We start from the raw sequence: 1,355 nt of genomic DNA, 5'->3' as shown, positions 1-1,355 counted from the left end.
GGGTGGGGTCGGTGCCGCCCCGGGGGCGGCACCGACCGGGATCGGGATGACCGGGGGAACCATGGGTGTCTCCTGCGCTTCCCGTGGACGCGATCGGGTGGACTCCGCTCAGGCCCCGCCCGACCCGCCGCCGGAGGCCATGGCACCGGCCACGGCCTCCATGTCCATGTGCATCACCTCCCAGACGTGGCCGTCGGGGTCCCGGAAGCTCGCCCCGTACATGGGGCCCTCGTCCATCACCGGCTTCCACGGCTCGGCACCCGCCGCCAGCGCGCGGGCGAGCAGGTCGTCGACCTCCCTCCGGCTCTCGGCGGAGAGGGCCACCAGCACCCCGGTTCCCGCGTCGGGGTCGGCCAGGGGGCCGTTGACGAAGTCCTTGAAGCGCTCCTCGGTGAGGAGCATGACGCCGATGTTCTCCTCGACCACGACGTAGGCGGCGTGGTCGTCGGAGAAGTCCTCGTTGAAGGAGAAGCCCAGCGCGGTGAAGAACTCCCGGGAGCGGGAGAGGTCCTTCACCGGGAGGTTCACGAAGATCATGCGCATGACGGTGCCTCCTCGGCCCGTGCGGCGCGGCTCGCCGGGCGCCGTCGCCCGGACGCGTGAAACCACGCCCGACCTGCCCGGACACCCCCGTGGGAGACATCCGGGGAGGACGTACTTGCAAACTAACAGCGGACACTGACACATGCGGATCGACGACGACGGCTCCCGCATCGAAGCGATCGCCACCCCGGTAGCATCGAAGGCGGGGAGACCTCCCCGACCGGCGGAAACGACCGGCATGGGGCGCGGCGGCGCGCGGAACGGACGGCACGACACACCATGGGCGGCAAGTGGAGCATCCCGAACGCGGTGACCAAGCGCAGCTACGACGACGCCTGCGGGGCCGCGCACGCCCTCGACCTGGTCGGCGAGCGCTGGGCCCTGCTGGTCGTCCGCGAGCTGCTGCTCGGACCCAAGCGGTACAGCGACCTGCTCGCCGACCTCCCCGGCATCAGCACCACCGTCCTGTCCCACCGGCTGGCCGAGCTGGAGCGCGGAGGGGTGGTGCGGCGCCGCGAACTGCCGCCGCCCGCCGCCTCCCGGGTCTACGAACCAACCGAGTGGGGAGCGGAGTTGGAGCCGGTCATCATGGCGTTCGGCCGCTGGGGCGCCCGCTCCCCGGCCCACCGCCGGGACGCCCACCTGAGCGTCAACTCCCTCGTGCTCTCGTTGCGCACCAACTTCGACCCCGTCCGCGCGGCCGGCGTGCGGACGGAGGTGCTGCTGCGCCCCGACGGGCGTCCCTTCCTCGCCCGGGTCGCGGACGGCCGGCTGGACGTGCGGCCGCTGGACCCCACCCGCTGTCTCTTATA

The 1,355-nt window shown here is 72.4% G+C and carries 2 protein-coding genes; one reads left to right on the top strand and one right to left on the bottom strand.

What is annotated here, in order from left to right:
• Window positions 1–108: 108 nt before the first annotated feature.
• On the bottom strand, window positions 109–543 hold the full coding sequence (locus FOE67_RS25800; RefSeq protein ID WP_182667234.1) for a VOC family protein: 435 nt from the start codon (window positions 541–543) through the stop codon (window positions 109–111).
• A gap of 279 nt (window positions 544–822) precedes the next feature.
• On the opposite strand from FOE67_RS25800, the gene FOE67_RS25795 reads away from it, so the two are divergent.
• A partial coding sequence (locus FOE67_RS25795; protein ID WP_182667233.1) for a winged helix-turn-helix transcriptional regulator occupies window positions 823–1,355 on the top strand: 533 nt, incomplete at its 3' end.

The sequence above is a fragment of the Streptomyces calidiresistens genome (assembly GCF_014141525.1).
Lineage (GTDB): Bacteria > Actinomycetota > Actinomycetes > Streptomycetales > Streptomycetaceae > Streptomyces > Streptomyces calidiresistens.
This window is presented reverse-complemented; position numbering and strand designations above follow the sequence as displayed.